Origin of the sequence: Rhodococcus sp. (in: high G+C Gram-positive bacteria) (assembly GCF_049286785.1) — a bacterium.
In the GTDB taxonomy this organism is placed as follows: domain Bacteria; phylum Actinomycetota; class Actinomycetes; order Mycobacteriales; family Mycobacteriaceae; genus Rhodococcus_F.
Window position 1 is genome coordinate 1 of the sequence record NZ_JBAQEO010000540.1, and the last position, 4,873, is coordinate 4,873.

The 4,873-nt window shown below is 64.2% G+C and carries 4 protein-coding genes and 3 pseudogenes; 6 read left to right on the plus strand and 1 reads right to left on the minus strand.

All coding sequences use genetic code 11. The annotated features are described in order from the left end of the window. The first annotated feature begins 382 nt into the window (after nt 1-382). Together WAW17_RS19540 and WAW17_RS19545 are read left to right on the plus strand one after the other, a co-directional pair. The gene (locus WAW17_RS19540) at nt 383-631 is read left to right on the plus strand and encodes a type II toxin-antitoxin system Phd/YefM family antitoxin (RefSeq protein ID WP_422334582.1); all 249 of its coding nucleotides are present in this window, start codon (nt 383-385) and stop codon (nt 629-631) included. Then, entirely contained in the window at nt 628-885 is a 258-nt protein-coding gene (locus tag WAW17_RS19545; protein WP_422334583.1) for a Txe/YoeB family addiction module toxin, read from the plus strand. Before WAW17_RS19540 ends, WAW17_RS19545 begins: the two co-directional genes overlap by 4 nt. Here the strand turns inward: WAW17_RS19545 and WAW17_RS19550 are convergent. Further along, a pseudogene (locus tag WAW17_RS19550) lies at nt 854-1,979 on the minus strand (IS630 family transposase). The gene WAW17_RS19545 and the pseudogene WAW17_RS19550 sit on opposite strands and share 32 nt — an antisense overlap. A 106-nt stretch (nt 1,980-2,085) precedes the next feature. Here WAW17_RS19550 and WAW17_RS19555 point away from each other — a divergent pair. The 4 genes and pseudogenes from WAW17_RS19555 to WAW17_RS19570 form a co-directional block, all read left to right on the plus strand. Next, nucleotides 2,086-2,751 (plus strand): annotated as a pseudogene (locus WAW17_RS19555) (IS256 family transposase); the annotation flags it as partial. 143 nt (nt 2,752-2,894) lie between these two features. Then, on the plus strand, nt 2,895-3,947 hold the full coding sequence (locus WAW17_RS19560; protein ID WP_422334584.1) for a tyrosine-type recombinase/integrase: 1,053 nt from the start codon (nt 2,895-2,897) through the stop codon (nt 3,945-3,947). Nucleotides 3,948-3,949: 2 nt separating this feature from the next. Then, on the plus strand, nt 3,950-4,267 hold the full coding sequence (locus WAW17_RS19565; protein ID WP_422334585.1) for a helix-turn-helix domain-containing protein: 318 nt from the start codon (nt 3,950-3,952) through the stop codon (nt 4,265-4,267). Further along, nucleotides 4,264-4,873: pseudogene (locus WAW17_RS19570) on the plus strand (hypothetical protein); the annotation flags it as partial. The gene WAW17_RS19565 and the pseudogene WAW17_RS19570, both read left to right, overlap by 4 nt.

A 4,873-nucleotide genomic window follows, 5' to 3' on the forward strand; every position in this document is an offset into this window, starting at 1 on the left:
CCCCAGCCCAGTGACGTCGGCGATCTCCTCGACCGTCGGGCAACCCTCCCAACCAGATTTTTCGACAGCGATGCGGATTCTCCGATCCCGTTCCTCGATCGCCCCGGAGGCCGTGGCCACCGCGTCCTGAGATTCGGGAGATCGGCGCGCATGTCGATCGCCCCAGTCGGCAACGACAGGTCAGTGATGCTGGTACTGGTACTGGTACTGGTACTGGTACCGGAAGCCCCGGTCGGGAACCTCTCGCGTGCCCGAACACGAAATGGACAGTATGTACCAGATTACGTACATGGATGGTACTGTTTATGGCATTGAGCATCGAGTACGCCTGCCCACGGCAGGTGCGGCTCTCGCCCACGACGCGAGGAAAAGAAGGTGACCCATGTCCGCTATTACCGCCACCGAAGCCCGGAAGAACCTCTTCGGTCTGGTCAACCAGGTGAACGAGGACCACACCACGGTGGAGATCGTGTCGAAGAACGGTAACGCCGTCCTGATCTCGAAAGACGACTACGACTCCATCATGGAGACCGCCTACCTGCTGTCCAGCCCGGCGAACGCTCGCCGACTGTTCCGCAGCCTGGAGGCGACCCGGCGCGGTGAATACACCGAAAGGGAACTGATCGAGTGAACACGGCCTTCACCGACGACGGCTGGGACGACTACACGTACTGGCTGACCAACGACCGGAAGATTCTCGCCAAGATCAACACACTGATCAAGGACATCAAACGGTCCCCCTACGAGGGGATCGGGAAACCCGAACGGCTGCGACACATGGAAGACAACGTGTGGTCGCGGCGCATCACCCAGGAACATCGCCTGGTATACGTGATCGTCGACGACACCGTCGTCATACAGCAGGCCCGATACCACTACGACTAGGGCGTGTCTGCGATTTGATCTTGCGGAGGGCGGAACGGCCGCGTTGGACTTTGGTGATGATGTCTTCCGCGGTCGCTTTCCACACGAAGGGCTTGGGTTCCTTGTTCCAGTGCTGCGCCCGCGTGGTGATCGCATCGGCAAGGTCCGCGACGCTGGTGAAGACGCCGCGGCGCAGCCGCTTGTCTGCCAGTTCTTTGAACCACCGTTCGATCAGGTTCAGCCAGGAACTCGACGTCTGGGTGTAGTGCAGGTGCCACCGGCGACGGTTCTTGTGCGCCAACCACGCTTTGATTTCCGGGGTCGAGTGCGCGAAAGATTGTCCAGCACGACGTGAACGTCGAGGGAGCGCGGGACGCTGGCGTCGATCTGCTTGAAGAACCGCAGCACGTCGGCTCCGGCGTGGCCCTTTCGCAGGTCTGTGAGAACATCCCCGGTGCCGACGTTCATCGCCGCGAACAGGTCTATGGTGCCGTTGCGCTTGTAGTCGTGGGTCATCGTCCCGGCACGACCTGGCTTCATGGGCAGGGACGGCTGGGTGCGGTCCAAGGCCTGACATTGGGCCTTCTCGTCGAACGAGAACACCACCGCCCGCGCGGGCGGGTTCAGGCACAGTCAACGACATCAACAAGCTTCTCCTCGAAACGGGGATCGTTGCTGATCTTGAAGGTCGTGACCCGCCAACGCTTAAGATTGTGGTCCGCCCAGATCTTCGCGACGGAGTCCTTACCGATCCCGACGCGGGCGGCCATCGTCCGGGTGCTCCACTGCGTCGAGCCGTCCGCCGGACGCTCCTGATGCGTCAACCGCAGCACCTCCTCCACCGTGCCCGCCGGCAAACTCGGTTTGCGGCCTCGCCCCTTCGCGACCGCACCGACCCCGGAAGTGCCCTCTTCAGCAAAGCGAGAACGCCAGCGTCGCACCGCATCCGGAGTCACCTGGCAGCGTCGGGCTATCTCGGCATTGGCCACCCCGTCACCCGCCCACAGCAAGGCCCGCGCCTGGACCACCTTCCGGTGCGGCAGCGTCGTCGACCCAGCCATCCGACCCAACTCCGCCCGCTGTTCGTCACTGACAGACAATGCCGCTGCAACCATGCACCCAGCATTCAAAACGCTTCACTAATTCAGGGACTGTCTGAATAACGGTTGATCCGATCCTTGGTTCGACACGCCGAGCCCAGCTTGGCGGGAAGGATCGATGATGACCGAAACACTGGATCCCATGGCAGCAACCGAGGTGGATCAGAAGCAGTTGGCCGAGCAGCTCCTGGCCCAGGCCAGGGAGCAGGGCGTGGAGTTGATGGGCCCGAACGGGCTCCTCAACCAGCTCACCAAGAACGTCCTCGAAACGGCGTTGGATGCGGAGATGACCGAGCACCTCGGCTACGAGAAACACGACGCCGCCGGCCGGGGCAGCGGCAACTCCCGTAACGGCACCCGGTCGAAGATTGTGCTCACCGAGATCGGTCCGGTGGAGATCGACGTCCCGCGGGACATCGATTCCTCGTTCGCACCGCAGATCGTCAAGAAACGACAACGCCGCCTGACGGGTATCGACGAGATCGTATTGTCGCTGACGGCAAAAGGATTGACGACCGGCGAAGTGTCCGCTCACTTCCAGGACATCTACGGAGCCACGGTATCGAAGGACACCATCTCGCGCATCACCGACAAAGTCGTCGGGGAAATGACCGAATGGCAGAACCGGCCACTCGAGCGTGTGTACCCGGTGATCTTCATCGACGCCGTGCACGTCAAGGTCCGGGACGCGCAGGTCACGAACCAGCCGATGTATGTCGCTATCGGTGTCACCGTAAACGGTGAACGCGACATCCTGGGTATCTGGGCCGGCGACGGCGGTGAAGGATATGGAACGAGCACAGGTTCGTTTCCGTAGTTTTGTGCTGCTGCCTGAGGTTTTCCCACTGATTGGCGTGTCGTTGATCTTCGAGGTGTAAGCCCGCGAGTTAAGGTGTTACCGCGAAACGCTAGGTGCGAGGAAGGCGTGCGGTGGGCGACGAGCGATTGCGGGTGATCTCGGGCGACGTCGCACCGGTCATGGCGACGCGAGATCCGCAGCGGTTCCAGGCCGAATGCGTGGAGGCGTTTGTCGCGTCGTGGACCGCGCGTGGGTTCGCGGAATCGACGATCGCCAATGACGTAGGCGTGCTGGAGCGGATGCTGGCGGCGCTTGGTCGGCCGGTGTGGGAGGTGACAGCCGCCGACGTCGATAGGGTGGTGGGCGAGCTGGCCAGCTCGGGCCGATCGGTGTCGACTCGACGGAACTATGTGCAGGTGTTCAAGGGCTTTCACCGGTTCCTCGAGGTCCGCAAAGCGGCGGAGATCGAGACAGCGTTCGGGGTGCGGCTGGCCTGTCCGCTGGACGAGTTCAATGCCGCCCGCCACGTCAGCGACGACTCGCCAAGCGCGGATGCGCCGCCGACGCCGGAGCGGGTGGCGGCATTCTTCGAGTTCCTCAAGGCGCGGATCGCGACCGCGCGCAGATACGGCCCGGCCGCGCGGGACTACGCGTTGTTCCGCACGCTGTATCACGGCGGCCTGCGAGCCGAAGAGGTCGTGATGCTCGACCGCGGTGACGTGCACTTCGGGCGAGGCACATTCGGCAAGCTGCATGTGCGCTTCGGAAAGGGCGCCAAGGGATCCGGGCCCCGGCCACGGTGGGTGCCGATGTTGGACGGGCTGGATCTGGTGTTGCGCTGGTATCTCGATGACGTCCGTGGCCGGTTCCCGGACAGCTCGGTGCTGCTGTGTGACGAGTCCGGCGGCCGGATGGCCGCGGCCACGATCCGTAACCGGTTGCGGCACCTGATGGACGTGGAGGGTCGGCCCGAAGCGGAGTGGTTCAGCCCGCACGGGATGCGTCGTGCCTGTGCCACCCATAACTACGAGCGCGGCGTGGATCTGGTTGCCATCCAACAACTTCTAGGCCACTGGACGGTCGCGTCGACCATGCGGTACGTGCGCCCGTCGGAAACGTTCATCGAAGACGCCTACCAACACGCGATCTCGGCGACGCTGACCGAGTTGACCGTACAGGAGTAAGCATGCAGATCAGGTGGAAACTTCGGATGGCCGCCGCCCACCGCGAGGTCTGGACCGGCGCCCAGCTGCAACGGCTGCTCGCGGAGAAGGCCGGATTGGAGCTGTCCTCGGCGTCGGTGTCGGCGTTGTTCACCAAACAGCCCAGCCAGATCAAGCTGTCCACCCTGATCGCGCTGTGCACCGCCTTGGACTGCACACCGAACGACCTGTTCGACATCGATACTACCCCAGTCGCACAACCGATCTCGTTGAACCCGACCAAGGTCGCGGCGAACGACACGCCAACGTCGCGGCGGGGCCGGTCGATGCCGCCGATCTGAGCATGACCCTCCGGATCCGGGACTGCCGTCGCTGCGGCCGCGGTGTCGGCAAACCCGACCGTGACCTGTGTGCACGCTGCCACTGGGCGGCCTCGCACGCCCCGGTCGAGCAACCCTGTCCGCGCTGCGGCATCGACCGGGTGCTGCAGCCGGACACCGGCCGCTGCGTGCGCTGCTCGCGCACCTGCCGGATCTGCGACGCGCCGGTGCTGTTCGTCGCCCGAGACCTGTGCAAAGAGTGTCTCCGACGGCAACGGCGAGACGCCGATCGAGCCGAGTGCCCGCGCTGCGGCAAACGCCGGGACTTGCGATCCGACACCGGCTACTGCGGTTCGTGTTCGCGTCCAGGCCGGCCACCGAATCCGGATACGACCTGCGTCGACTGCGGCCGGGTCGCCCGACTGACCGGCGCCGGGCGGTGCCGACCCTGTTGGGAACGCTCGCCGCACAGGATCACCGTCCGCGCCGCCAATCTCGCTGAAGCACTGGTTGATCCGCCCAGCTGGCTGGGCGGATTCGCCGCCAACCTGGTCGGCCGCCATCATCCCAGCCGCGCGTGCGCCATGCTCACCCGCCTCGGCAAACACCTGATCGACGATGCTCCGG

What these genes read in the sequence shown, in the direction of transcription:
- WAW17_RS19540 (WP_422334582.1), top strand. Translation starts at nt 383, where the DNA reads ATGTCCGCTATTACCGCCACCGAAGCCCGGAAGAACCTCTTCGGTCTG.
- WAW17_RS19565 (WP_422334585.1), top strand. Translation starts at nt 3,950, where the DNA reads ATGCAGATCAGGTGGAAACTTCGGATGGCCGCCGCCCACCGCGAGGTC.